Raw genomic sequence first — 26,361 nt, forward strand, 5'->3', positions numbered from 1 at the left:
CGAGCCGGAATGAAAAGCATTAATGTGAATTGTACTCTTTATTCAGCAATGATAGACTGGGTAGCAAATAAAAATAACAGGTGATTAACGATGAACCCCATTACCTATGAGCTGCTTGGAGCCTCCTTGCTTGCAGATAACGGGACGACGAGCCCGTCCGTCCTTGCCTTTACGACTTTCCCGGCGATTATCGTTCCAACGGAAGCAATCGTTGTCGGGTCGGATAGCAATACTTATCCAGTAGAGAAAGGGCAAGCGATTTTGCTGCGGCAAGCAGAAAATAATCTGCATCTCAGAAGCACGGATGGCAAGCCATTCCAGCCCATCTACGGCATTTCGTTCAACAGCTACCGAATAACGGAGCGTGGAAAAAGCCGGCTGGTCTATGAGCTAAGCAGCGAGCAGTTGCCAGAACACGGGCAGCTGCTCGAATTTCCGCGCCAGGCTGCGGGCCTGCTGCATGAGCTGCTGCAGGTGGTTAAGCTGACAGGGTCTATTCAAAATACGCCAAGGCTGCATTTCATGCTGCATGAGCTGCTGGATTTGCTTTTTTCCCGCGATTTGTACAGCAACCATTATTTGAAAAAGGATAAGCCTATTCATCAGGTGCTTGCTTATATGAAGCAGCATTACCGCTCGCCGCTCAGCCGTGCTTATTTGGCGAAAATGGCCGGCTTCAACGAAAGCTATTTCTCCTCGCTGTTCCGCAAGGAAACCGGCTGGAGCTTCGCCGAATATGTATACCGGCTGCGCATTGACGAGGCCAAGCTGCTGCTGCTGCTCACCAACGATAAAATGCAGGAAATCGCTTATAAAACCGGCTTTGCGGACGGCTCCTATTTGGGCAAGACGTTCCAAAAAATCACTCATCTGTCACCCAGCAGCTTCCGCAGCAGGAAGCATGCAACGCGCATTGTGGGCATGCAGTTTCTTGGAGCTCTGCTTGCTGTCGGCATTGAGCCGCTGGCCGCACCGCGCGAGGTGCTCCGCTCTTCGTCGCTGCTGCATGGCCGGCTGCAAGGCATCATGGAGCTGGCAGACATCGAGCAGGTCGAGGAGCTTCGAGCGCTGGCGCCTGATTTAATTATTGCGCCTACCTACCATTACAACATGCCTCATATGCTTAAGGCGCTTGAACATATCGCTCCTGTCATTATGCTGCCGTGGGGCGAGATGGATAAGCTGGAGGAGGTGCGAATGATAGGCAGGCTGCTTGGGCGTACAGCGGAGGCGGAAAATTGGATAGCCGGCTTGCAGCAGCAAGGAGCAGCGGCGAAGCAGCGGCTAGCGCAGCTTTTAGCTCCTGATGATACGTTCGGCTTATATGAGCTAAGATATGATGATTCATGGATGATTCTTCATCCGCCTGTTCGTTCCGCCTTCATCCTTTATAAGCTGCTCGGGCTAACGCCTCCCGCTGCTATCCAGAAGGAAGTGATTGAGGCGAACAGCCATCTGGCCTTGCGGGAACAGCATTTGCTGCCTTATGCCGCCAAGCATATGTTTCTGATAGTGCCAGCAGATGACACTGAGGCTGTAAGAGGCAAACTCATGGAACGCAGCTTTTGGCAGCAGCTCGTGAAGGAGCAGGGCCATAAAATCTATCTGCTGAAGCTGAATGAGTTTTGGATGGACGATGGAGTGTCGCTAGAGAAGCAGCTAGATATAATGGTGAAGCTTCTACTATCCGATGCAGCTGAAGGTTCAACAACAGACGGGTAAATCCAACAATTTTCCCAGCCAAATATCCAACTTTATCACATCGACCTTTCTCTTCCGCTGCCGTTATAATAGAATTATCATCGCGAATGATAATCATTATTATTTTATCGGAGGATTATATGTATCAGCTACATAAAGTTACGAAAATGTTTGCCTTGCTTCTACTTGCACTATCGCTCGCTGCTTGCGGAAACTCGGCAGGCGGCAGCAATAGCAGCGGCAATGCCGTTGCCTCGGACTCGCCATCGCCTTCTCCTTCAGCAGCTGTGGAGGCCGAAGCTTCTCCAGAAGCAACGACCCGCATCGTAAAGACGCTTCGGGGAGACGTTGAGGTGCCCATTAATCCGCAGCGTATCGTAACAGACGGCTATTTGCCGGAGATGCTTGTCATGGGCATTAAGCCTGTCGGCTCCACCTCATGGGAGCTTGAGAACAAAGTTATCCAAGACCAAATTGACGGCATCGAAAGCACGGGCGAACGCAACCTTGAGAAAATACTCGATTTGAAGCCCGATATCATCGTAACGTGGACCGGCGACGAGAAAATTTTGGAGCAATATGACAAAATCGCCCCGACGGTTGCTTTGCCCTTCAGCACGTACACCGATATCCATGAGACGCTGCGTTTCCTTGCCTCTGCTGTCGGCAAAGAGGCGGATGCCGAGCAGTGGCTCGCTGAATTTGACCAGCTTGTTGGACAAGAACGGGCGAAGCTTGCTAATATGATTAAACCTGAAGATACCTTCTCGCTCATGGGCGTTTTCGTCGTAGACAGCGGCTTCTACATTTATGGAGATGGCGGCTATCGCGGCGGCGAGGCGATTTATACACACTTGAAGCTGACTCCCCCTGACAAGCAAAAGCAGGAAATGATCGGCAAGGAAGCCTATCGCCAAATTTCCTACGAGGTCATTGAAGACTACGCAGGCGATTATATTTTTCTCGACCAGGGAGACATGCTTTCCGAGGTGTGGGGAAGCAACCAAGGACTATGGAAATCGCTGGATGCGGTTAAAAATAACCATGTGTTCAATCTCGATCCAGAATTGTTCTGGGGAAATGATCCCGTGTCCTTGAAGCTGCAAATTCAGGAAATTGTAAAAATGCTGACGGAGCAAGCCAAGCAAGAGTAAGCCTGTATGCCAGCAAGTGTTCGAGAATTAAATAAAGCCGCCGAGATCGCTTCGGCGGCTTTTCATTTTGGATGCTTAATGCAGTTAATGTTTAATTGCCTTTAGTAAGCCATTCCGCAAGCTCCTCAGTCTGAGCCAGAACCGCGAGCGGATCGTAGTACCATGAACGCTCCTCCGGCCATACATACAGCTTGCCATTTTTCACTGCCGGAAGGTTGCTCCAAATCGGATCAGCCTCAAAATCAGCCTGTGTCCAGTCGTTCGAGGTCATGATAATATAATCCCCAGCATATTGCGGAACAATCTCTGCTGACAGCTCGGCCCACTGCTTCTCCATAATGACGTCTGCTATTTCGGTTGGCGGCTTGCGTCCAAGCGCCTGATACACCGGCTGGCCCCCACGTCCAAAATTATCTCCGTAGGCATAGGTCGACTTCTCCATATGCTCAAAAATGGAAAAGGTCGCGTCTGCTGGAATGGCCGCATCAACCTTCGCCTTCGCTTCAGCAATGCGACGGTCAAATTCCTCCAGCCATGTCTTCGCCTCTTGCTCTTTGCCCAGCACCTTCCCGAAATACGTCAGCTCTTCATGAGCATTTTTGAGATCGCCATACGGAATAAAGAGGGTAGGCGCAATTTTGCTGAGCAGCTCGTAGCTTTCTCCATTGCCCGTAATAATCAAATCGGGAGCAAGAGCTGCAATTTTCTCTGCAGACGGCTTGCCATATTCCCCCGTATCTTCAACGCCGGTAAGCGCCTCTTTAAAATAATAGTTTTTCAGCGTTAATCCCGGCGCCCCGATTGGCACAACGTCAAGGGCAATCAAGCTGCCGAGGTACTCTTCAGCCACGATGCGCTTCGGCTGAGCCGGAATTTCAATATCGCCATTTACGGTAGATATCGTTCTGACTGCATTAGGATCAGCGCTAGCCTCTGGTGTTGCTTCTGCCGCTCCGCCATCGCTTGCTTCGCTGGATGCCTGCGCTGTCGCTTCACTCCCAGCATTCGCCTTGCCAGTCTCGTTCGAATCTGCTGTACCGCATGCGGTAAAGATGCTTACGCATAGCAGCAGCATAACCAGCATAGCAGCCATGCGGCGCTTATGATTTTGGCTTTGATTTTTCAAAAACACGTGTAAATCCCCCTCATTTTATGTCGATAATCATTCTCATTTACACTTTAACGTGTAAGCGAGCAAATGACTATGCCTTAAAATGATCCGGCACTATGCAAATTTGTGATGCGGTGCCAGCAAGCCTATCAGCTCCTGCAGCTGCGCCTGCGAGGACAACGGGTCATACCCGTAAAACTGCCCCTTCTCCTTCAGCACATGTACGCGGTTTCCCTGTACAGCGTCCAGCTTTCTCCAGCCTGACGATTGGAATAAACGCCGCAGCCGCTGCTTGTCGTCAGGGTTAGTTGGCGGTCCTGTTATAAAAATATGATCCGCCGGATAAGCAGCCAGCAGCTCAATGCCTGTTTCAATAAAGCCCTTGGCGGAAATATTTTGCTCCACCAGCTTTGCCGGAAGGCGAAAGCCCATGTCATCATAAAGCACCTGACTGCCTCTTCCAAAGCTGCTGCTGAAGCAATAGGCTGTATTGCGGCCAATTTCCCAGACGATTGCCGTACCTCTGCTGCCCAGCTCTCGGTCAAGCTGGCGGTTAATGATGTAGATCTGCTCATCGTATTGCGCCAGCCAGTTCTCCGCCTGCTGTCTGCGATCTACAATGCCAGCAATCAGCAAAAATTGCTCGCGCCAGCTCATCGTCTGAAAAGGCAGCTCGATAACGGGAGCAAGCGGCAGCAGCCTCCTGTTTTCCTCAGCCCCGCTATAGTTGATGATGATATCCGGCTTAGCTGCTGCAATCGCCTCGTAAAACGTCTGCGGCGTATGCCCATACGGATTGAAGCTCCCACTCCCGCTCTGGCTCTGGCTTTGGCTTTGGTGCCTCCCCGACTGCAAGCCTCCTCGCATCCCTTCCAGCCAGGGCGTATATACGCCGAGCTCCGGAATAATGCCGAGCGCCATTAGGCTCGCGGTATGGTTCAAATTCAGCGAAACGAGCCGTTTGTTTTTGCGCAAATAAGCCGTCGGCGACAAGCCGATGCCTTCCTTAAATTTGCGGCTGAGATAAACGCCCTCCTTGTAGCCAACCTCCTGCGCCAGCGTGCCGAGATCAAGGGCCGTTCCGGCCAGCAAGCGCTGCTGTGCGCTGCGAATACGCAGCAGCGTCAAATGGGCATTGAATGTCCGGCCCGTATGCTTGCGGAACATTCGCGAAAAATGCTCTGGGCTGACCCCCGCGCGGCTCGCCATCTGCTCCCGCGTTATATCCTCGCTGAAATGCTGCTCGATATAAGCTTCTGCTTGCTCCAGCCATGAGCTGGCCGGCTTTTGCCGGCTTGCCAGCTCCCGGTGCAGTTCGGCAAGCAGCTGCGTAAAAAGCTGCTGAACGCGAAAAGGCGAATGGGGATCACATTGATTCCACACATTCGCCAGCTCGCTCGCAAGCCGCAGGATGACCGCCGGGCAGCGCTGCAGCGGAGCCGGATGCTCCAGCCCCGCTCCTGTTTCACCAGCAGCTGGCATACAGCTGTATTCCAGCAAAATGCCTCGCAATTCCGTATGCGCCTCTATCTGAAGCTTAGGCAGCGAAGGGCCGCTAAGCCATACGCTGCCACGGGACAGCTCATGATAATAGTTATGAATGTAAAGCGCGCCCTCTCCGCCCCACACGATGAGCATACGGTAGAGAGGAGCCGCTTCTTCCTGATGTTTTTCATCCAGGCCCTGCTGAAGCTCCCGCAGCCGCACAGGCATATAGAAGCTATGCTGGGCCTTAGGCAGGCCAGCATTTGCCGAAGAGAGCAGCATCATTTTTCACATCCTATCTAAGCTAATCTTCTTTCCTTCATTAAGCATCTTCTTCTTTAACGCCGAGGGCTAGATTTTTCTCCTTAAAGCGGGAATTATGCGAGGATACGTAAGCAACACCATCCGCCTTCGGGTCTATGAAAAGCTTGGCACTGTTGACCGCTAGCGCGGCATCCGTAAATGCTCCGGCAATCAGGTTCAGCTTGCTGTCATAAGAAGCAAAGTCGCCTGCGGCGAAAATGCCTGGCAAATTCGTCTCCAGCTTCGGAGTGACGTATACGCACCACTCATCCATGCCGATGCCCCAATCTCTAATGCCGCTGAAATCAGACTTCAGCCCGTGGTTGACGATGACAGCATCTACCTCCAGCTGCTCTGTTTCCTCCGTCTCCAAGTGTCTCACCGTTACCTTACTGATCGTCGATCCGTCGCCGCTGTACAGCTGCGTGACCTCCCATGGCGTGCGGACGTCGCAGGAGGAGGTTTTCATCTTGATGACGTTTTTCTCATGGCCGCCAAAATACTCCCGGCGATGAATGACCGTCACCTGCGCCGCAATCGGCTCCAGCTCATTCGCCCAGTCGACAGCCGAGTTGCCGCCGCCGGAAATAAGCACCCGCTTGCCTCGAAACGGCTCCAGCTCCTGCACCGTATAATGCAAATTGGATACTTCGTAGCGCTCGGCGCCTTCCAGCTCCAGCTTTGCCATCTTCAAGATGCCCCGGCCAATCGCCAAAATAACGGTACGCGTCCAATGCTTTTCTCCCGTAGATGCTTCAAGCATATACGTCCCGTCCTCAAGCCTCGTCAAATTGCGAATTTGCTGCCCAAGCTCAATGGTCGGGTCAAAGGTTTGCGACTGCTGCTTGAGCTGTCCAATAAGCTTCTCACATAAAATCGGGGTGACGCCCCCTACATCCCAAATCATTTTTTCCGGGTAAATCAGCATCCGTCCGCCCAGCTCTTCCTGAGCATCAATCACCTTCGTCTTCATGTCCCTCATCCCGCTATAGAAAGCAGCATATAGTCCTGCTGGACCACCGCCAATAATCGTAACATCGTATAATTCCAGCTGTTCTGACACGCTTGTTCCTCCCAGATCTTGAATTTGATATTCATTCTCACTATATTATTCATTGTAGCCTTCTATTCCAGTAAAGAGCAATGGACAAAATAGAACAATCGTTTATACAAATCTAATAAAAGGCTGTCCATGTTGTCTGTTGGCGGACACAGCAGCAGCTATTTCAACAAAATCACGGGTTATGGCACAGGCTGCGGACACAGGAGCCGCTATTGCGCTGTAAATGGCCATTTTGACGGGTTCATGCAGACGATAACGGATTTCCTGTCCGCTTACGGCCTAAACTCGGGATAAAAGCCAGAATAGCGGAACGCCAGTCCTCACAAAATGGTAAGAGCATCCTAAACAGGGTGATCTCAGCAACCATCACATCCAGATGCAATTCTCCAGCCGTGCAGCATTCGATGAAAACAGTGCATATAAGATTCACTTCGGAGGAAGTCGATTCTTCCTTATTGTTGCTTTATATTTCATTTTTTTTGGAACAATTATTTCTCCCCCTCTAACCGCGTTATTTTATAAAAAATGAAAATATGGATTCTTTCCAAATGAAACAGCCGCTTGAGGAATAACCCCCAAGCGGCCAGCTCTATTTACGCTCACTAATTTCAATCACTTATTAAGCCAATATTTCCTCGATTCGCTCCAAAACGTCAGCGCTAAGCTCTACACCCGCCGCTTTGGCATTTTCTTCGACCTGCTCCGGACGGCTGGCTCCCACAAGCGCACTGGACACATTCGGCTGGCGCAAAATCCAGGCCAGCGCCAGCTGTCCAACCGACAGCTCTAGCTCCGCAGCGATTTTGCCCAGCTGCTGCACCTTGGCGATTTTCTCGTCGGTCACATTTTTACGCATGTTCTCAAGCTTTGCTGCCCGGCTGTCCGCCGGAAGCTCACTTGCCGAGCTGTATTTGCCCGTCAACAAGCCTTGCGCCAGCGGCGAGAATACCACTTGGCCAATACCGCCACGCTCCCCAAAAGGGATGACTTCCTTCTCAATATATCGGTTAAACATATTATAGATCGGCTGATTGGCTATAATGCGGTCCAGCAAATAACGATCGGCAATCGCATGCGCTTCCGCCATCTGCGCCGCTGTCCATTCGCTGATGCCGACGTACAGCACTTTTCCTTGGCGAACCAAATCGTCCAATGCGCGCAGCGTCTCCTCCATCGGCGTATTCGGATCATGGCGGTGGCAGTAATAAAGATCAATATAGTCGGCGCCCAGACGCTTCAGGCTGGCATGGCACTGCTCCGTAATATGCTTGCGGGACAGCCCTTGGTCATTCGGACCATCGCCCATTTTGCCAAACACTTTCGTTGCGAGCACGTAGGATTCCCGGGGATACGCACGCAGCGTTTCGCCCATCACCTTCTCGGCCTCGCCCCGCTCATACACATTGGCGGTATCAAAAAAATTAATGCCTAAGCCATAGGCGGTCTCAATCGCTTTGACGGCGTTTTCCCGCTCCACGTAACCCCCATATGTCAACCAGCTTCCCAGACTGATCTCGCTGACTTTCAAACCGCTTTTTCCTAAATTACGAAATTGCATTTGAACTCATCTCCTCATACGTCCGGTCCGTACTCCCTTTCACCTCGGCTGATGCCGCTGGCTGGGAATCCGTGGCCTTATTGGTTTCAAGCTCTTGCACAAACCGGGCATGCTTCCTGCCCCAGCCGCACATGCTGTCCAGAACTGCCGACACGCTAAGCCCATGCTCGGTCAGACTGTACTCCACACGGGGCGGGATCTCCTGAAATATTTCGCGCTGCACAAGCCCGTCTTCCTCCAGCTCACGAAGCTGCTTCGCAAGCGTTCCTTGCGACACATCGGGAATTAACCGCCGCAGCTCGCCAAACCGTTTCGTACCTTCTACGAGTAAAATAAACAGGATGAGCGGCTTCCATTTGCCTCCGATTACTTCCAGCGTTGCAATAACTCCTGCCAATCTCGGCTCTTGTAAATTCATCCCAGTCTACTCCTCTCTCTACCATCATACCAGCTAAATGCCAATTCTGCACACCTGCCGCCTAACCTCCGCGCGCTTGCTGATGGTACGAAACTACGGACTATGTACGAAAAAACTGCGTACTTGGCAGCGCTTATGATCTCTTCAATAATAGCGGTAATGGCGAAATTCGCCCATCGATGAAAATCAGGAGGCTTACCTATGACTATTCTATCTTTGAAAAATAAACGCGTCGTCATTATTGGCGGCAGCTCGGGAATTGGCCTGGCGACGGCCCAGCAGGCACTTGATCAAGGGGCGTCCGTCGTCATTGCCGGACGATCCGAAGCGAAGCTGGCAGCAGCCCGTCAGACGCTTAGCTCTGACAAGGTGGAGACGCATGCGCTGGATAATCGCGACAACAGCCAGCTGGAACTCTTTTTCAAGAAAATCGGCAGCTTCGACCACTTGTTCACTCCGGGAGCCTCGTATGTGCGGGGGCCGATCACTTCAGATGAAGCGACAGCGGAAAGCTGCTTCAAGGCGAAGTTCTGGCCGCAATATTATGCGGTGAAATACGCTCTCCCTTATATTCACTCAGACGGCTCTGTCGTGCTCATGTCAGGCGCATTCAGCCAGCGGCCGCTCGCGGATGGCGCGTCTTATGCCGCCTGCAACGGCGCGATTGAAAGCTTGGGGAAGGCGCTAGCTGTCGAGCTCGCACCGAAGAAAATAAGAGCCAATGTCATCTCGCCGGGCACGATTTATACGGCATTTAATTGGGAGGGCGCCGAGCAGGCAACCCGCGATGCCTCCTATGATGCTTACACGAATATGAATGTGCTGGGCCGAGTTGGGGAAGCGGCAGAAGCCGCCCATACGGTTGTCTATTTAATGACGAACAGCTACACGACAGGAACGACCTTGCATCCCGACGGCGGCTATTTGCTGCGCTAGCGCTGCAGGTTCAATCGAGATGAAGGAGAACTCAGCGTCACCTGTCCAGCAAAGCAATATGGCCGGCATAAACGGGCAGTACCGTCTCCATAAAATCAGGCACAGGCCACTGTGCCTGATTTTGTGTTTTTGTACGAACGCTTGTCACAGCGCAACATATTTTAGTACAAAAAGGACCGTAGCGCCCTCCGGAAGCGAAGTGGAAATATGAAACATGAAACGCCCCCTAATGAGCGGCACTTGCCCAAAGTAAGCAAGGACGAGCGGCATCAGCTGAACGGGCATAAAAGCTGCGTGCTATGGTTTACCGGATTGCCCAGCTCTGGCAAATCGACTTTGGCTTTCGAAGTAGAGCATGAGCTGTTTAAGCGCCATATGCACAGCTATGTTTTGGATGGGGACAATCTTCGGCTTGGCTTAAATCAAGGGCTCGGCTTCAGCCAGCAGGACCGCAGGGAAAATGTCCGCCGCATTGGCGAAGCCGCCCGGCTGTTCGCCGATGCCGGATTGATCGTGCTGGTCGCTGCCATCTCCCCCTACCGGGCCGATCGCGAGCGGGTCAGATCCTTTTTTTCCGAGGACGAGTTTATTGAGATTTATGTCAAATGCCCGCTTGCAGAATGTGAGCGCCGGGACCCGAAGGGCCTGTACAAAAAAGCACGTGCCGGTAAAATCCATGATTTCACAGGCATTTCCTCCGTTTACGAAGCGCCAGGGCATCCTGAAATAATGATCGCAAGCGACAAGCATACGCCTAAGGAATCTGTCCGCTTCATTTTAGATTATTTAAGAGACAACGGCTGCTTGTAAGCGGCTTTGGCACCAACTACTTTTTTACAAATGAGGCGAGGTGCAGCATCATGAAAACATCCAAGGAGCCATTGCTGCTGTATGTACACATTCCGAAAACCGGGGGAACCTCCTTCACGCAGGCGATTGTCGAGCATTGCCCGATTGCGGTTTACTATTTTCAGGTAGCGGATAAACCCGGTTTGCTGCGTCAAACCCTCAAACAGGCCGATGCGCTATGCGGCCACCTCCCCTTCGGCCTCCACTATACCACCGCCCGCCCCTGCCAATATGTAACGATGCTGCGTGATCCGGTGGAGCAGATCGCCTCCTTCTTTTATTTTAAATACAAAAATAAGCGTTATCCCGATAACTACAATCCTTATCTTACGTTCGAGGAGTTTTTGAATAATCCGTATTTCGATCCCGAATATGTCAATGTACAAACCCGTTTTCTGAGCGGAGAGCTGGGCAGCACGACCCCCAATTTGAACTTGGCCATCAGGAATTTGGAGCAGCACATTTCTTTTGCTGGCATTACTGAGCTTTATGCGGAATCGCAATTTTTGTTTATGAAAACAATGGGCTGGGAGCCGAAAGTCTATTCAAAAAAAAACGCCAATGAAAACCGCCCGCCGAAAACAGAACTGACAAGCGATATGATCGACCTCATTCTTCGCAAAAATGCCAGTGATGTTGAGCTGTATTATTTAGCCCGCCAGCTTCTGCTGAAAAAAATTTATGCGCTTTCGCACGCCACCCGAGAGGAGCTGCGCCTGTATAAACGCAATTGCTGCTGGCAAGGCGAGGACGAATTGGGTTACTATTAGAGCAACTAACGATGAAATAGACGAAAATGGGAGAGAACTCGCCGTGAAGGATAACCGCTTAACAAATAGATTCGCATATGACGCTGCACCAGAAAAACATTCCGCAGCTCCCGTTGTAAAAGGCATTTTTTTCGATGTGGATGATACGCTATATGACCATTTGCCCCCATTCACTAAAGCGGTACAAGAAGTGCTTCAGCTCGGCGAAGCCTTCCCCTATGAAGCAGCCTATCGCCGCATGCGGCATTACAGCGATGTGCTGTCTGAGCAAATGGGCGGCGCTGGCGCACTGGAGGCTGGGGCTGCGACGGAGCTGATGCGGACGCGCCGCTTCCAGCTGGCGCTAGGCGAGTTCGATGTAGTGCTCACGGACGAGCAGGCCGCAGCGATGCAGGCTGCCTACATTGGCTGCCAATACGACATCATAATGTTTCCGGGGGCAAAAGCCATGCTTGAGCGGCTTGTAAAAGCCGGGTATATCGTTGGCCTCATTACCAATGGAGCTGGCGCCCATCAGCGCCGCAAAATCGAAGCGATGGATATCGACGATTTGATTCCGCGTGACCGTCAGTTCATTTCCGGCGAAGTCGGCTGGGACAAGCCCGACCCGCGGATTTTCAAGCTGGTGAATGAGCGTACAGGCACACTGCCCGAGAATAGCATCTACATCGGCGACTCTTGGAATAATGATGTAGTAGGCGCCCTGCAAGCAGGCTGGATCTCCATTTGGTTCAACCACCGCCAAGTGCAGCCGTTAACCGAGCACGCTCCCGCCTACATAATGTCTGGCTATACGGATTTGCAGGAGCAGCTGGTGAAAATGGGCGTTTTGCCTGAATAGTTACACGATGAAGAAATTCACATGTCCAATATTTTCACCTCTGTATTTGTGGATGTTATTGCGCTTAGTGGATCGGCGCTTGCACAAACGAACCGCGAGAAAGAGTTTGTCATTTGGTTGGCTCAGCGCGATCAAAACATAGTCGGCATTGGAACCGTCGGCTTTAGCCTCGATGAGCTGCCGTGGGACCCGGATGATTTTTCATCCAATCAGCAGTTTCTGCTTCGGGTTGTAGACGGAGCGCTGGCGCGTTTAGGCTGGAGCAAACTGAGCTACGAGCCGAACCTGGACTATATCAAAAGCACGCTAGAGCGGTTTGCCCGGATGGTTTCCGCCTTTCGACCCGAGGATGTCGATGCCACTCATTATGAGGATTGGTCTCTCGTTGAAGAAGGAGACGATTGGCCGACGATTCCACCAGGGTATCCGCAATGCGGGAAGCATGGCATCTATCTTACTTGTCACGGATGCGTTATATGCAATTCGAAGTAATGCCTGCTCAAATAGTGCCGATTTAGCTGTTCCATGCCAATACAGCAAAAAAAGAAGCCGTCCCTTAGCAGAATGAACTGCTGAAGGACGGCTTTTTTTCTTTAATAGCAACTAGCAAAAAAATGCAAGCTAGCTTGATGTGGAACGAATTACAGCAATTCCTTACGCAGCTGTGCTGCGGATTTCGGCGACAGAAGGCCGAACGGAATATCAAAGACGGTTTTCGCGCCAGCTCCACCTTCTTGAGCAAGCTTGTAGGCTGCTCTCGCATAAGCGACAAGCACGCTTGCTGTGAACTCAGGGTTGCTGTCCAGCGTAAGACCAAATTCAATAATTTGCGTACTGTTCGTTCCGGTTTTGCCGCTGCGCAGTACCGTGCCGCCATGCGGCATTGCGGAATGCTCTGCTTTCAGCGTCGCTTCGTCTACAAAATGCACAACCGTATCATAGTCGGCAAAATAGTTCGGCATATTGCGGATTTCATCGGCAATCGCTTCTTGATTTGCGCCTTCTTCTGCTACGATATAACATTCTCTAAGATGCTTCTCACGCGTTGTGAGCACAGGATTTTCCCCGCTCCGCACACGATTGACCGCTTCTTCAACAGGAATCGTATATTGCACGCCATTCTTGACGCCATTGACACGGCGAATCGCATCGGAGTGGCCTTGGCTTACCCCTTTGCCCCAGAACGTGTACTCCTTGCCCTCCGGCAAAATCGCTTCCGCCAGCAGACGGCTAAGGGAGAACAAGCCTGGATCCCAGCCTGTGGAAATGACGCTGATTTTGCCGCTTGCTTTCGCAGCTGCATCTACCTGCTCAAAATATTCAGGAATGCGGGCATGCGTATCAAAGCTGTCGACGGTGTGGAACAGACGGGCAAAAGCAGGACCCTGCTCCGGCAGGTCTGTTGCCGAGCCGCCGCACAAAATCATAACGTCAATGTCGCCAGTGAATTTTTCTGCGTCTTCAATGGAATATGCTTTCGTCTCAGACGGAATGGAATCTGGATTTCTGCGGGTAAAGATAGCATCCAGACGCAGATCCGGACTTTGTTTGATGGCAAGCTCCACGCCGCGGCCCAAGTTGCCGTAACCTACAATGCCAATGCGAATTTGTTCAGCCATGTGTATCGCCACCTTTTATTGATTGTAAAAATGATTGCAAGCCGATCCGTAATTAAAGGTCGTTCTACACCCAGCCTCTTGCTTCCATCGCTGCAGCAATACGCTTGATGGAAATCATATAAGCCGCTGTACGAAGATCAGTGCTGTGCTCTTTCGCCAAATCACGAACAGCCACGTAAGACTGGATCATGTTTGTTTCCAGCTTCTCAAGCACTTCAGCCTCGCTCCAGTAGTAGTTCATCAGGTTTTGTACCCATTCAAAATAGGATACCGTAACGCCGCCTGCATTTGCAAGGACGTCAGGAATAACGACGATGCCCTTCTGGAACAGAACGCGGTCTGCTTCTGGCGTCGTTGGGCCATTGGCTGCTTCAGCGATGATTTTCGCTTGAATGCGGTCTGCATTTGCAGCTGTAATTACATTTTCCAGCGCAGCTGGTACCAAGATGTCAACATCCAGCTCAAGCAAAGCTTCGTTGGAAATGACGAAGGATTCGCCGTAGTCCAAAATGGATGCATTGTCCTTAAGATCGGAAATTTGATCGATGTCCAATCCGTTTGGATCGTAAATGCCACCGCGCGAATCGCTGATCGCCACGATTTTGCAGCCTGCTTCGCTAAGCAGACGAGCTGCGATTCTTCCTGCGTTGCCGAAGCCTTGAATAGCTGCAGTCGCATTTTGTACCGGAAGATGCTTATCTTGGAGCGCCGCCAAAATCGTATAAACACAGCCTTGAGCTGTCGCTTCATTACGACCTTTCGAGCCACCGATAATAAGCGGTTTGCCCGTAATGACACCTGGGGAATATCTGCCTTTCATCTTGCTGTACGTGTCCATCATCCAGCCCATAATTTGCGGCGTCGTATACACGTCTGGTGCAGGAATATCTTTATCCGGTCCAACAAAGTCGGCAATAGCTTCCATAAATGCGCGGCTTACGCGTTCCAGCTCGCCTTTGCTCATTTTGCGAGGATCACAGATAACGCCGCCTTTGCCGCCGCCGTAAGGCAAGCCAACAACGCCACATTTGAAGCTCATCCACATCGACAATGCTTTAACTTCATCAAGCGTAACGTCCGGGTGGAAACGAATGCCGCCTTTAGTCGGCCCAATCGCATCATTGTGCTGGGAGCGGTAGCCTTCAAAAACCTGTACAGTACCATCATCCATACGAACCGGGAAGTTAACGGACAACACGCGCATCGGATGCTTCAAAATTTGAGTCACATGCTCAGGCAGCTTCAGATGGGCAACCGCCGTATCGATTTGCTGCTGGGCAATTTTATAAGGGTTTAATGTTTCTTCTGCAACAACGACTGTCATTTTCGAAATCATTCCTTCACTCTAAATTGGTCTGCTTGAAAACTGCCGCTTTACCGCGACCGCGCACTATCGAACTGCACCGACAATGAGTTTTTTTCATTTTACCTTTTTCATCTGCATATTAAAAGAATTTTCTTGATAAAAATGCAAAAAAATATTCAATTCGTCCATTGTCACATTAGTTTTCTTTAAAAGTTATAAGAAGTGACATATGACATCAGTTGATATATAAATCCGAGATTTTGTGTCAAAACTCCGTTTTAAGCGCGAAAATAAAAAACAAGTCAGGTTTTGTGCCATTCTTTTTTTCTTCCTCGGCAAATCAAAAGCTTATTTCGTTGATTTCATGGCATTCTTCATTACGCAAAAAAACTATAAAATATAACAAAAGCATCACTCGACTAAAAAAGAAAGGCTGGAAGCTTTATGCATCCAGCCTTGCACCATTCCAACCTTCCCCCAAACCGGAAGGAAGCAAAAAGGGCATTTTCTCCTCTAAAGCTCCTCTACTCGGAGGCTCCAGCCGCATCTGTCCTTACTATCGTATTTCTCCAAATGAGCCGAATGATCGTGCCTTGCCCCAGAGTAGTCACGACCGTGATTTTGCCGCCCATCGCTTCTGTCAGCCCCTTGGCAATCGCCATCCCAAGGCCCGAGCCATTCGGTGTGGAGGCGGTATCCGTGCCGCGATAATACCGTTCAAACAGCCGATTCAGCGTGCTCTCGTCCATTCCGCCACCATTGTCGGCAAATTCAATCGTCACACTATCACGCTTCTTCTCCTCCGAAGCGATCAACGAGACGGTTAATACAGTATCCGGCGCATTATGCAGAAGCGCATTTGCAGCAATATTGTTAACGACACGCTCCAGCCACGGGGTATAGAGCTGAACCCATACAGCTTTCTGAGCAGATGCTTGGAACCGGATTCGACCTTTGCCAAACAGGGGATCATCTGCCGCCAGCTGCAGCGTGTCCCGCAGCCAGCCATTCAATTCCACTTCCTCGATCTCGGGCGGCAAAATCCCCGTCTTTAACCGATAGGTCATCGCCAGGTCGCTGATCAGCATGTCCATATGAGCCGATTTTTCCAGCATCGTTGCTGAAAATTTGCGCACATCCGCCTGTGACCAATCATATTTGGGCTCCACGAGCAGATGAGCATAGCCCGTAATGGAGGACAATGGCGTCTTCAAATCATGGGTCACGCCCGCAATCCATTCCTCCCGCAAGCTTTCCGTCTGCTTCCGCATTTCCTGCTCGCGCTGCAAAGCAGCAGACAGCTTATCAATGGATAATATGACATCGGCGAAAACACGGTATCGCCGCCGCCATTTGCCAGAAGGCATCCGGCTGCGCGGCAAACCCTTGCGATCCAGCGGCTCTTGGTAAACGGCATTGCCGATGGCATCCAGCCATACCAGCATATGCAGCAAAGGAGCGCCAAACCGCCGCGCTTGCCATAGCGACAGCAGCAAGAACAGGATCAGCATCGCGGCGAACATCGCAACGACGCCAATGATGACAATTTGCGCTTCGGCCGGAATGAGCGGTTTCTTGCCCGCGGCCCCTGTTCCCGTATTTTTTTGCCCAACAATCCAGGTCTGCTTCGTCTGTTCATTGTAGGAAGATTGAATGAGATAGCCGTATCTGTCGGAGTAGAGCGTCCGAAGCACCAGCTCCTGAACGGTATATTGCACCGGAATGGCGTCCGGCTTATTATAGGAAGCAAGCTCCGTACCTGTCTGATCCAGCAGTTGCACGAACACTTGGCCTTTCTTCAGCTCGGTTCCCATCGCATCAGGAATTAAAAGCTGACCGCCTTGAGCGGTAAATCCGCCTTCGTTCACCTGCGTTAGTATCGGCTTCATATAATTAGGCGCGCCATAAACGAGCGTGTACAGCCTACCGTTCTTCTGTTGAATCCATACGGCCAAATGGTAAGCAAACGGCTGCTTCCCTGTCCAATAAGCGACCAGCTCGCCCGGTCCATATTGCTTGGGAACATCCGCAGGCGTATTATAGGAGCTTTCCACCTGTCCGAGCTCATCCAGACTTTGCAGCCAGCCGCCATTTTCCTTCACCTGCTTCAGCAGGCTGGGATCAAAGCGAATCCCCTCTGGTCCAAGCTCCGACGATTCAACTAGTCTCTCCAGCCCAACGCTGGCAAAATCACGCGTAATGCTAATTTCGTTAAACTTTTGCAGCATCCAGACTACCGTTACAGCAGACATAAGCAATACGATTGTGCCCGCTATCCCCAGCTGAAGGACAAATCTCAACGTCAATTGCCGCCGCATATTCATCGCGTGCCATTCTCCCACAGCGGCCCTTGAACGAGCTTGTAGCCAAGCCCTCTCACATTGACGATAAACTTCGGATTAGAAGGATCAGCCTCAATTCGTTCCCGAATCCGGTGAATATGAACCATCACGGTATTATCGTCGCTGAAGGCGTCGTCGCCCCAAACCTTCTCGTACAGCTCGCTTTTGCTGAAAATCCGGTTCGGGTTTTTACATAGAAACAATAGCAGCTGAAACACGAGTGCCGGACAGGCTACCGCTTGCCCTTCCACCGTCAGCTCGCCCGCTGCTTCATCCACCTTAAATCGTCCATAATCAAAAATAGGGCTGGCAGGTCCCCGCTCCATCTCCGCCGCACTGCCGCCATTGACTGGAGTAGACGCGCCAAAATACCGCCGCAGCTGCGCCCTGATACGCGCAACTACCTCAAGCGGATTAAAGGGCTTCGCAATATAATCGTCACCTCCGATGGCAAAGCCGGTCAGCTTGTCGAAATCGGAAGTGCGCGCGCTCAAAAATAAAATCGGAGCATCTGTCGTTTGCCGGATAAACGGACATACCTCGATTCCGCTGCGCCCCGGCAGCATCACATCCAAGACGATTAAATCATATTTTTTCGCCGTACAGGCAGCAATCGCCGCTTCTCCTGTGCCGACGCTGTCAATATTCGTATAACCTTCCTTGTGCAGCACCGTCTGCAACAGCTCCAGCAGCGCCTGTTCATCGTCCACAAGCAAAATCGCTGCATTTTCCACTACGCCGCCTCCTTTCAAATTCAATGCTATATTGCACTATTTCTCCATCATAGCATGATAGCTTTGATTAAATACGCTATGCCGTCTTAACGGAAGCTTAATTCGTTAAACCAGTCTGCTGCTGAAAGTTAAGACAACGTTAAGCTGCTGTTTCAGTACAGCTAAGTGTGGCTTGCTAGTATAGGGTTATAGACTATAGGAATATAGAGGAGAGATCGGAATGAAGAAACCATCATTTATAATGATCAAACAAGCCAGCACCTCGGTTAAAATAGCTGCTGCTGTCGGAACGCTAGCCGTAATTTTAACCGCCTGTGGGGGTGGAGATACCGCAGCGACGAACAATAGCGGAGCAACCAGTGAAGCTTCAAGCTCGCCAACTGCGGCAGAGTCGACAACGAACCCAAGTGAAGCGCTGATAACGCCGGAGCAATTGCCAGAGGCGCTGCTTGCAGGCAATTATAAAGGGATTTATGAGCGCTTTAGCGCTCCGTTTAAGGAGCAGGTTAGCGAGGCTGATTTTCTAAAAATGGCGGAGTCGTTTATGAGCGGCGTGAAGTCGCTCGAAAAGTCCTCCATTTTGAACAAAAGCGGCGTTGAACAGCGCACATGGGTGAGCGATTCCGGAACTAAGGGAATTGTCGGCATTTTTGATGCGGAAGGCACGATTATTGGGCTTCAAGTGAAGGAGCTCTCCCCTGCAACGGAAACAGACAGCATCCTGACCAAAAATAGCTACAGCCTGCCATTTCGCGGGGAATGGCTTGTCATTTGGGGCGGAAACAATGCGTTAATCAATTATCACTATGAATATGAGAGCCAGCGTTACGCCTATGATTTTGTGCAGGCGAAGGACGGTTTTTCCTATGAAGGCGATCCTTTGAAAAATGAAAGCTACTTCGCCTTTGGCCAAGATATTATTGCCCCTGCGGACGGCACAGTCGTATCGGTTGTTAACGATATTGCCGATAACGAGCCCGTTGGCGTTATGAATGAAAAGGCGCCTGCCGGCAATGTGGTTGTCATCGATCATGGAGGAGAATACAGCTATCTCGCCCATATGAAAAAAGGTTCAGCAGTTGTAAAGCCAGGCGACAAAGTCAGCAAAGGCGATGTCCTTGGACAGACGGGCAATTCCGGCAACTCCAGCGAGGCCCATCTGCATTTTCAGCTGTCTGACGGTAAGGATTTGTTCACCTCATCAGCGATTGCAGTGAAATGGGAAGGCGGCATTAAGCCTGTGCAGGGGGAAACAATTGGCTCCGCAGAATAAGACAACATAAGCAAACAGCTGCAAGCATCGGTCTTCTCAGACCCTGCTTGCAGCTGTTTTTTCTCACGATCTTATGCGCCAGACGGACTCATATTTTTTACGGTATTTTTCAATGAAACCGGATTAAACGTTTATAGACGAATGTGGTCTTGCGATAGCCCTGCTCCTCATAATGCGATATAGGAGCATCAAGCTGCTGGCCCATCTTGAACAGCGCTTCCGCCTCCAGCATCAGCTGCTCTCCTATCCCTTGGTCCACATATTCCGGATGTACGATGAGCCCGCCAATATAGGGAACATCCCCTCGCACATGCAAATGAATCGAACCGACGATCGCGTCGCCCTCTACAACCGCTTTGAGGAAAATATGGTCTTGAAACTGCTTCCTTATAGCCGCCAAGGACGAAATGGAGGGCTCCAGCCTGTATGCTCCGAATCGGCCGGCAAGGCCTCTGCCCGCTGCTTGCTTCAGCGTGATAAGGGCTTCGGCATCGGATACAAGCGCTATTTTTATTATCATCTGCTCTATCACCTCTTTGAGCGTACAATCTTCTTTAAACCATTTATTATTTATTATATAAAATAAAACTGAACTGATTCTGAACACTTCTCCTCTTCCATCAGGTAAATAAAGAAGCAGAGCAAGAGAACTGCTTTTCTCTTGCTCTGCTTCTTGCTCTTACTCTGCTTTCTCTTGATCTGCTTTCTCTTGATCTGCTTTCTTTCGCTCTGGATTCTCTTGATCTGCTCGATCTGGTTGTTGAGTTGGTCCGCTTAATCTAAGTAATCTGCTTTGGCTATTAACCAAACTGTGCCTGATGGAGCCTGCTGTAAATGCCGCCTTGGTGAACAAGCTCCTCATGACGGCCCTGCTCCTCAATGCCTTGTGGAGTAACGACGACGATGCGGTCGGCGTTTTTGATCGTTGCCAATCGGTGCGCAATAACGAGCGTCGTCCGGCCCTCCGACAGCTCAGCCAGCGACTGCTGAATAATCAGCTCCGTCTCTGTATCAAGCGCCGACGTAGCTTCATCCAAAATCAGAATCGGCGGATTTTTCAGGAACATTCTTGCAATCGACATCCGCTGCTTCTGCCCACCGGACAGCTTGACCCCACGCTCGCCAATGACCGTATCCAGCCCTTCCGGCTGCGTACGAATAAAATCATCCAGGCGCGCTCTTCGAGCCGCTTCCCATATTTCTTCCTCGGTGGCACCGAGCTTGCCGTAGAGAATATTTTCACGAATCGAGCCCGAGAACAAAAATACATCCTGCTGCACAATGCCGATTTGGCTGCGCAGCGATTGCAGCTTGATCTGGCGAATATCGACGCCGTCCACCGTAATGGAGCCTTCATTCAGCTCGTAAAAACGCGGCAGCAAGCTGCACAGCGTTGTTTTCCCCGCACCCGAAGGCCCGACAAAAGCGACCGTTTCCCCTTTGCCGACAGTCAGGCTTATGTTATTGAGCACCTTCTCCTCGCCTTCATAGCCGAAGGAAACATTTTGGAAGCGAATGTCGCGCTTAAGCTCGCCCATCGCCACCGCATTCGGCGCATCGGCAATATCCGGCTCAATATCGAGCAGCTCCACATAACGCTTGAAGCCGGCAAAGCCTTGCGGATAGCTTTCAATAATCGCATTAATTTTCTCAATTGGCTTGAAGAAGACGTTCGTCAGCAGCAAAAAGCCGATAAATTCGCCGTACGTCAGCTCGTTCTGAATAACAAACCAAGTGCCGCATACCATGACGAATACGGTAACTAAGCGCATCATCATGTAGCTGATCGTTCCGTTTTGCGATATGAGCTTGTAGCTAAGCAGCTTCGTCAGACGGAAACGGCTGTTGTTCGTGTTAAACTGCTCTTTCTCATACGACTCATTAGCAAACGCCTGAACGACGCGAATACCGCCAACATTATCCTCTACCCGGGCATTGAAATCGCCAATATCGGTAAACAGCTGATGAATGGCGCTCGTCATTTTGCGGTTGAAATAAATAACGAACCAAATAATGACCGGCACGACGATAAAAGTCATCACCGCAAGCTTCCAATTAATGAGCATCATCAGCACGAAAGAGCCTGCCAGCGTCATAACAGCGATAAATAAATCCTCTGGTCCATGATGCGCCATCTCGCCGATCTGCATCATATCGTTGGTCAGACGCGTCATTAAATGCCCTGTCTTCGTATTGTCGAAAAACTTGAAGGACAGCTTCTGAATGTGCTCAAACAGCTTTTTGCGCATATCTGTCTCGATGTTAATACCGAGCATATGCCCCCAATAATTTACGACAAATAACAGCAGCGTATTAACAATGTACAAGGCCAGAAGCGCCAGCGACGCCCACAAGATGATCATCCATTCTCCCTTTGGCAGCAGATCATCTACAAACCGGTTGACTACTAGCGGAAAAGCGAGCTCTAGCAGCCCGGCCAGCACCGCACAGCCAAAATCCAGCATGAACAGCCCTCTATAAGGCTGGTAATAAGAAAAAAAACGACGTATCATGAGCTTGCTTCAATCCCCCTTATCATCTGTCTCTTTAAAAATATATAGAAAACAGCGTTGGGAGACAATGGATTATTGTAGGTTTGGCTTGGAGGATTTCAGAAATGTGTACCAAAACACTTTTTAGTTTATTTATTCTTTTCTGTCTGATAGATGGAAACCAAGGTCGCTACTACTTTATATGTCCTAAACCAACTGTTTAAGAATTTTTCGATGATTGGCTTTTAATCCTTCAGTATTCTTCAATTTCGATTCTATCTCTCTTGCGTCGTGAAACGGTTTTAACAAACTAGGTCTTCGGGATACATAACCGTTGCTTAAATAATAATTAATCGTAACAAATGGAGCATCCGCATTTAATACTGTTTCAATAACCTTATATAGTTTTTCAGGATTACGTGATATTGCCTTGAAAGAGTCTGTGAAGAAAAAAGATTGCTCACCACTTTTAACTGTTTCAAGAATTTCATTTAGCGAAGGACCTATTTTAGAGTCCATCCCACTTTGATTTTCAATTTCGATATTCTTATCATTATTAGTTTCACAATTAAGATGTGAAATGCTATGTTTTTTATCTTTTTGAAAATTCACATAAGTTTTGCACTTACTAAGATAATTCATAACCTCCCATGCTAGTGGGTACTTAAAGGGAAGCTCCTCAAAAGGATCTTCTTGCGGTTTTCCCACTTCTTGAGCTTTAATATTTAAATCATATTTTGATAAAAAGCTTATTGCATCAGAAGTAATAACCCTAACCTGTAGATCAGAAATAATCGGCTTTGTTAAACCTAACCCCCTTGCCGCTAACAATGTACTAGCAGCATCTTCTAACAAACTATTCCTTATCCCCACTACTACAAGTGAATTAACACCAATGTTAGATCCCGGTTGGTAATACGTTGCCTCTTCAATTCCATGCATTAGCAGCGTATTACGATACTCTTCATCTCTCCATCTATATAAAATAGATGAAAGTCTATTATGTATATCAATAGATATTTTCGAAGTCACCTCTTGATTAGCATCAAGACTGTTAACCAAAGGAATGAAGTTATTTTCAATATATAAATCTACAATGTTACTCATACAATCTCCTTTCTACGTCTAAAAATTTATATAAATCATGTAGCAACTAGCTTGTGCTTTCAGTCCTATTAACTCCCAAAAGATATTTTCTTAATAGCACAACTTTCAATTCCCATTAAAAATAAGTATAATATTTATCTATTATAACACTTTTATCCAGAGGAGACTTAGACATGTTCGCTCTTAATATGACAGACTCAAAAAATGACAGCATTCAGTTGTACACATCGGTCACTCATAGAACTTTCAATGAATATCTAGAATATCCTGAATTTGAAGAAAATTTTGATTTCTCACCCATTAGGCATGGTATTAAATTAGTAGCATCTTTAGATATGATATTAGAAGAAACAAATGCACAAGATATAGAAGAAAAACTGAAAGCAGAATACCATTTAGATAACGAAAGTAACGAATTAGTTATTGCGAGTATCAGCATTACTGAATTTCCGGCTGAATGGAAAGAACATATGGAAGATTCGTGGTCCATGTGGTTAGACACACTGGATGAAGACCATTGTATTATAGGCAACCGGGCCGATCAGATTGAGGAGCACGATTTATATAATGATCCCTTTTCATTTGGAAGTCTATTCTACATAAGACGAGTCGATGTACATCCAAAGTTTCGGGGACAACACACAGGTATTAATTTAATTCAATATACTTTTAAAAATCTTATTAGAAACGCAAATGGAATGGTATTCTTATTTGCAAAACCAATGCAATCCACCCTCTCTAAAAAGAAAGAGACTTTTAAAAGCCACGCAAGGCTTGCTAAATACTATGAAAAATGCGGTTTTAAAAGAGTATCACAGAAAAAAGCAGATGCTATTTTGATGGAGACAAATTTGCAGGATTTGGTTGAACACAATTGAAATAGAAGAAAACAGAATTGTGTTCTCACAATATTTTCAGATAAAGCAATTAAAATAGCGCCTGTTCAAGGCGCTTTTACTTTTCTTAAATCCTGACATCGTTTCTTTCTAAAATCTAGGATGTGTATGCAAACGTAAGCGAGCCAAATCCCGATAGATGCAAGCGTCAAACATACTCCCGCAACCACCGCGAATGCAACCCGCATGAATGTGAACCTACTTACCAAAAGGCAACCTCGCGCTCCTCGTTCCAGGGGTTTGCTTCCTGCACAAGGACACAAACGTAGATTTGGAGGACACAGCAGCCGCTATTTCAACCGAATCGCTGGTTTTGGCATAGGCGCGGACTCAGGAGCCGCTAATGCGCTGCCCATCATCATTTTGAGAGGATTATGAAGGCAATAGCGGATTTCCTGTCCGCTTAAGGTCCAAAATGGGATCAAAATCCAGAATAGCGGAATCTCAGTCCTTCAGAAGAGGAGTTGAGCCCCACAAGCTGCGTATTCTTAGCCACAGCGTTCTCTGCAACTGTGTTCTTAGCAACAATCGCATGCTGTGGCTCCATAAGCCTTGAAATGTCAGAGAAGATGAGCCTCTAGTATGCATTTAGCAAGGTGTAGCAAGAAGAGCTCCAGTTTGCATACACATCCTAGCTAATAAAAAAATCGATTGACAGCGCTTCCCATAAAATGCTACTATCTTCTCCCTGTCATTTTAACAACGTGAGGAGGAAAGCACTTGATTGAGGTTAACGGAATAAGCAAGTCGTTCCTGGTGTCGAAGCGGCCGCCGGGCCTGGCGCATGCGGTAAAATCGCTTTTTCGGAGGGAATATACGGTCGTGGAGGCGCTGCAGGATATTTCATTCACGATTGGCTCCGGTGAAATTGTCGGGTATATCGGCCCGAACGGAGCAGGGAAATCGACGACAATTAAGACGATGAGCGGCATTCTCGTACCGGATAGCGGGACGTGTTCGATTATGGGGTACACCCCTTGGAAGGATCGCGTTTCATATGTGAAAAATATCGGCGTCGTGTTTGGACAGCGCTCGCAGCTATGGTGGGACGTTCCGGTACTGGACTCCTTCGAGCTGCTGCGCGACATCTATCGCACTCCCCCACTGGAATATCGGGCTACTCTGGCATTGCTCGTAGAAACGCTGGATTTACAAGCGCTGCTGCACACTCCCGTTCGCCAGCTCAGTCTTGGACAGCGCATGCGCTGTGAAATTGCTGCTTCGCTGCTGCACAGTCCCAGCCTGCTGTTTCTCGATGAACCGACGATCGGGCTCGATGCCGTATCCAAAATCGCCGTCAGGCAGTTCATTAAAACGATCAATGAAGAAAAAGGCGTTACCGTCATTTTGACGACCCATGATATGTTTGATATTGAGGCACTCGCGAGCCGCCTGCTGCTCATCGGCAAAGGCAAGCTGCTTTATGACGGCACCGTGCAGGGGCTGCGCAGCCGCTATGGCGGAAAAGTTGAGGCGCCGCAAGCTTCACAGCTGGAACAGGCATCCGCTTCAACGTCTGAACGGGGCCATTCTAACGACAGCCTGTCCATTGAAGACATTGTCGTGCAAATGTACAAGGAGTACGCACTATGATTAAACCTTACTACGCCGTACTCAGGTTGCGGCTCAGCAACGGGCTGCAATACCGTGCCGCCGCATACGCCGGCATCGGGACGCAGTTTTTTTTCGGCTTTATTTTCATTATGGTGTTTGAAGCCTTTTATGCCCAGACCAGTGCCGCCGCACCACAGATGAGCCTCTCCGAGGTTGTCGCCTATTGCTGGCTCAAGCAAGCGTTCCTTGCCTTCATCGTTTTATGGCTGCGAGACAATGAACTGTTTCAGCTCATTACAAGCGGCAATATTGCCTATGAGCTGTGCAGGCCCAGCGGCATTTACGGCCTCTGGTATGCCAAGCTGCTCGCCCAGCGGCTGTCCAGCGCTTTGCTTCGCTGCCTGCCGATATTGCTGGTCAGCGTCTTTCTGCCTCAGCCCTACAGGCTTGAGCTGCCGCCTGACTTTGCCGCCTTTTTCCTATTCGTCTGCTCGCTTATCATAGGGCTGTTTCTGATCGTGGCCATCTCCATGCTCATTTATATTTCCGTATTTATTACGATGTCTCCGGCCGGCTCCCTGCTGATGTTCAGCGTGTTTGGCGAGTTTTTCGCCGGCATGATTATTCCGGTGCCGCTTATGCCGGATTGGATGCAGCGGATCGTCTACGCTCTGCCCTTCCACTGGACCGTTGACTTCCCCTTTCGCGTCTACACTGGCAACATTTCCACGCTAGATGCCGGAACGGGACTGCTGTTTCAGCTGCTGTGGCTCGCTGCCCTTATTTTCCTTGGCAAAATCGCGATGAACAAGGCGCTGCGACGCGTCGTTGTACAAGGAGGCTGATGCG

23 protein-coding genes and 1 pseudogene are annotated in these 26,361 nt (G+C 49.6%); 12 read left to right on the forward strand and 12 right to left on the reverse strand.

Features of this window, described 5'->3' with window-relative positions:
• The first annotated feature begins 90 nt into the window (after nucleotides 1-90).
• The gene (locus tag AC50X8_RS04520) at nucleotides 91-1,722 is read left to right on the forward strand and encodes a helix-turn-helix domain-containing protein (RefSeq protein ID WP_494878849.1); all 1,632 of its coding nucleotides are present in this window, start codon (nucleotides 91-93) and stop codon (nucleotides 1,720-1,722) included.
• A gap of 119 nt (nucleotides 1,723-1,841) precedes the next feature.
• Nucleotides 1,842-2,855, forward strand: coding sequence for an ABC transporter substrate-binding protein (locus AC50X8_RS04525; RefSeq protein WP_494878850.1), 1,014 nt, complete (start codon nucleotides 1,842-1,844; stop codon nucleotides 2,853-2,855).
• 91 nt (nucleotides 2,856-2,946) lie between these two features.
• Here AC50X8_RS04525 and AC50X8_RS04530 read toward each other — a convergent pair whose 3' ends face one another.
• The 3 genes from AC50X8_RS04530 to AC50X8_RS04540 all read right to left on the reverse strand — a co-directional run bounded on the left by AC50X8_RS04530 (nucleotide 2,947) and on the right by AC50X8_RS04540 (nucleotide 6,817).
• A complete protein-coding gene (locus AC50X8_RS04530; protein WP_494879064.1) occupies nucleotides 2,947-3,981 on the reverse strand; it encodes an ABC transporter substrate-binding protein in 1,035 nt (344 codons plus the stop codon).
• 99 nt (nucleotides 3,982-4,080) lie between these two features.
• Nucleotides 4,081-5,736 carry a helix-turn-helix domain-containing protein gene (locus tag AC50X8_RS04535; protein WP_494878851.1) on the reverse strand — a complete coding sequence of 552 codons (1,656 nt, stop codon included), beginning with the start codon at nucleotides 5,734-5,736 and terminating at the stop codon, nucleotides 4,081-4,083.
• A 37-nt stretch (nucleotides 5,737-5,773) separates the two neighbouring features.
• Nucleotides 5,774-6,817: an NAD(P)/FAD-dependent oxidoreductase gene (locus tag AC50X8_RS04540; protein WP_099517287.1), complete on the reverse strand. Its 1,044-nt coding sequence runs from the start codon at nucleotides 6,815-6,817 to the stop codon at nucleotides 5,774-5,776.
• Between the two features lie 129 nt (nucleotides 6,818-6,946).
• On the opposite strand from AC50X8_RS04540, the gene AC50X8_RS04545 reads away from it, so the two are divergent.
• Nucleotides 6,947-7,111, forward strand: coding sequence for a hypothetical protein (locus tag AC50X8_RS04545; RefSeq protein WP_155972839.1), 165 nt, complete (start codon nucleotides 6,947-6,949; stop codon nucleotides 7,109-7,111).
• A gap of 325 nt (nucleotides 7,112-7,436) precedes the next feature.
• On the opposite strand, the gene AC50X8_RS04550 is transcribed toward AC50X8_RS04545, so the two are convergent.
• Both AC50X8_RS04550 and AC50X8_RS04555 read right to left on the reverse strand, forming a co-directional pair.
• Nucleotides 7,437-8,375 (reverse strand): aldo/keto reductase family protein, encoded by a 939-nt coding sequence (locus tag AC50X8_RS04550; protein ID WP_056031186.1) that lies wholly within the window; start codon nucleotides 8,373-8,375, stop codon nucleotides 7,437-7,439.
• A gap of 97 nt (nucleotides 8,376-8,472) precedes the next feature.
• Nucleotides 8,473-8,793, reverse strand: a pseudogene (locus AC50X8_RS04555) (winged helix-turn-helix transcriptional regulator); the annotation flags it as partial.
• Between the two features lie 201 nt (nucleotides 8,794-8,994).
• On the opposite strand from AC50X8_RS04555, the gene AC50X8_RS04560 reads away from it, so the two are divergent.
• The 5 genes from AC50X8_RS04560 to AC50X8_RS04580 all read left to right on the forward strand — a co-directional run bounded on the left by AC50X8_RS04560 (nucleotide 8,995) and on the right by AC50X8_RS04580 (nucleotide 12,681).
• The gene (locus tag AC50X8_RS04560) at nucleotides 8,995-9,729 is read left to right on the forward strand and encodes an SDR family oxidoreductase (RefSeq protein ID WP_494878852.1); all 735 of its coding nucleotides are present in this window, start codon (nucleotides 8,995-8,997) and stop codon (nucleotides 9,727-9,729) included.
• Nucleotides 9,730-9,936: 207 nt separating this feature from the next.
• Nucleotides 9,937-10,539, forward strand: a complete 603-nt coding sequence (cysC, locus tag AC50X8_RS04565) for an adenylyl-sulfate kinase (protein WP_056031190.1) — start codon at nucleotides 9,937-9,939, stop codon at nucleotides 10,537-10,539.
• A 50-nt stretch (nucleotides 10,540-10,589) separates the two neighbouring features.
• Complete coding sequence (locus AC50X8_RS04570; RefSeq protein WP_494878853.1) at nucleotides 10,590-11,348, forward strand: sulfotransferase family protein; 759 nt, start codon at nucleotides 10,590-10,592, stop codon at nucleotides 11,346-11,348.
• A 43-nt stretch (nucleotides 11,349-11,391) separates the two neighbouring features.
• Nucleotides 11,392-12,189 carry an HAD family hydrolase gene (locus AC50X8_RS04575; protein ID WP_327204899.1) on the forward strand — a complete coding sequence of 266 codons (798 nt, stop codon included), beginning with the start codon at nucleotides 11,392-11,394 and terminating at the stop codon, nucleotides 12,187-12,189.
• Nucleotides 12,190-12,210: 21 nt separating this feature from the next.
• Nucleotides 12,211-12,681: a hypothetical protein gene (locus AC50X8_RS04580; protein ID WP_494878854.1), complete on the forward strand. Its 471-nt coding sequence runs from the start codon at nucleotides 12,211-12,213 to the stop codon at nucleotides 12,679-12,681.
• A gap of 149 nt (nucleotides 12,682-12,830) precedes the next feature.
• On the opposite strand, the gene AC50X8_RS04585 is transcribed toward AC50X8_RS04580, so the two are convergent.
• From AC50X8_RS04585 to AC50X8_RS04600, 4 genes are all read right to left on the reverse strand, one after another.
• Entirely contained in the window at nucleotides 12,831-13,808 is a 978-nt protein-coding gene (locus AC50X8_RS04585) for a diaminopimelate dehydrogenase (RefSeq protein WP_056031197.1), read from the reverse strand.
• A gap of 64 nt (nucleotides 13,809-13,872) precedes the next feature.
• Nucleotides 13,873-15,132 carry a Glu/Leu/Phe/Val family dehydrogenase gene (locus AC50X8_RS04590; protein WP_056032926.1) on the reverse strand — a complete coding sequence of 420 codons (1,260 nt, stop codon included), beginning with the start codon at nucleotides 15,130-15,132 and terminating at the stop codon, nucleotides 13,873-13,875.
• Between the two features lie 506 nt (nucleotides 15,133-15,638).
• Nucleotides 15,639-17,438 carry a sensor histidine kinase gene (locus tag AC50X8_RS04595; protein WP_494878855.1) on the reverse strand — a complete coding sequence of 600 codons (1,800 nt, stop codon included), beginning with the start codon at nucleotides 17,436-17,438 and terminating at the stop codon, nucleotides 15,639-15,641.
• Entirely contained in the window at nucleotides 17,435-18,190 is a 756-nt protein-coding gene (locus AC50X8_RS04600) for a response regulator transcription factor (RefSeq protein WP_494879065.1), read from the reverse strand. Before AC50X8_RS04600 ends, AC50X8_RS04595 begins: the two co-directional genes overlap by 4 nt.
• Nucleotides 18,191-18,410: 220 nt before the next feature.
• On the opposite strand from AC50X8_RS04600, the gene AC50X8_RS04605 reads away from it, so the two are divergent.
• Nucleotides 18,411-19,463 (forward strand): peptidoglycan DD-metalloendopeptidase family protein, encoded by a 1,053-nt coding sequence (locus AC50X8_RS04605; RefSeq protein ID WP_494864690.1) that lies wholly within the window; start codon nucleotides 18,411-18,413, stop codon nucleotides 19,461-19,463.
• Between the two features lie 109 nt (nucleotides 19,464-19,572).
• On the opposite strand, the gene AC50X8_RS04610 is transcribed toward AC50X8_RS04605, so the two are convergent.
• From AC50X8_RS04610 to AC50X8_RS04620, 3 genes are all read right to left on the reverse strand, one after another.
• Entirely contained in the window at nucleotides 19,573-19,983 is a 411-nt protein-coding gene (locus tag AC50X8_RS04610; RefSeq protein WP_494878856.1) for a GNAT family N-acetyltransferase, read from the reverse strand.
• Nucleotides 19,984-20,263: 280 nt separating this feature from the next.
• Nucleotides 20,264-21,976, reverse strand: a complete 1,713-nt coding sequence (locus tag AC50X8_RS04615; protein WP_494864686.1) for an ABC transporter ATP-binding protein — start codon at nucleotides 21,974-21,976, stop codon at nucleotides 20,264-20,266.
• 186 nt (nucleotides 21,977-22,162) lie between these two features.
• Nucleotides 22,163-23,062: a hypothetical protein gene (locus tag AC50X8_RS04620; protein ID WP_056031210.1), complete on the reverse strand. Its 900-nt coding sequence runs from the start codon at nucleotides 23,060-23,062 to the stop codon at nucleotides 22,163-22,165.
• A gap of 173 nt (nucleotides 23,063-23,235) precedes the next feature.
• Between AC50X8_RS04620 and AC50X8_RS04625 the strand changes: the two genes are divergently transcribed.
• The 3 genes from AC50X8_RS04625 to AC50X8_RS04635 all read left to right on the forward strand — a co-directional run bounded on the left by AC50X8_RS04625 (nucleotide 23,236) and on the right by AC50X8_RS04635 (nucleotide 26,357).
• Nucleotides 23,236-23,940 carry a GNAT family N-acetyltransferase gene (locus tag AC50X8_RS04625; RefSeq protein WP_494878857.1) on the forward strand — a complete coding sequence of 235 codons (705 nt, stop codon included), beginning with the start codon at nucleotides 23,236-23,238 and terminating at the stop codon, nucleotides 23,938-23,940.
• Nucleotides 23,941-24,678: 738 nt separating this feature from the next.
• Complete coding sequence (locus AC50X8_RS04630) at nucleotides 24,679-25,551, forward strand: ABC transporter ATP-binding protein (protein WP_056031218.1); 873 nt, start codon at nucleotides 24,679-24,681, stop codon at nucleotides 25,549-25,551.
• Nucleotides 25,548-26,357 (forward strand): ABC transporter permease, encoded by an 810-nt coding sequence (locus AC50X8_RS04635; protein ID WP_235533059.1) that lies wholly within the window; start codon nucleotides 25,548-25,550, stop codon nucleotides 26,355-26,357. Before AC50X8_RS04630 ends, AC50X8_RS04635 begins: the two co-directional genes overlap by 4 nt.
• The last annotated feature ends 4 nt before the right edge of the window (nucleotides 26,358-26,361 follow it).

The organism is Paenibacillus sp. JT22N15 (assembly GCF_059383755.1).